This window comes from Brevibacterium sp. SIMBA_078, assembly GCF_046534565.1.
Classification (GTDB): domain Bacteria; phylum Actinomycetota; class Actinomycetes; order Actinomycetales; family Brevibacteriaceae; genus Brevibacterium.
The window spans coordinates 1-233 of sequence record NZ_JAWRYQ010000626.1; the positions used below are offsets into that span (position 1 = coordinate 1).

At 39.1% G+C, this 233-nt stretch carries 1 protein-coding gene; it reads left to right on the forward strand.

The annotated features are described in order from the left end of the window. A partial coding sequence (locus SB749_RS21035) for a thioredoxin family protein (protein WP_410712031.1) occupies positions 1 to 233 on the forward strand: 233 nt, incomplete at both ends.

Genomic DNA, 233 nt, shown 5'->3' on the forward strand with positions numbered 1-233 from the left:
GTAAAGCCAGCGAAGATGATATTGAGCAAATACAATCACTTGATCAGGAACTAAACTTTGAAGTGTATATTAGTTTGAGTTGCCAAACCTGTCCGCAAGTGGTTCAAGCGCTCAATACAATGGCTGCTACAAATAGCAAAATATCTGCCACTATGATTGATGGTGCTCTGTTTCAAGATGAAGTAGAGCAAAGAAATATATTGGCTGTACCCGCTGTTTATTTAAACGGAGAG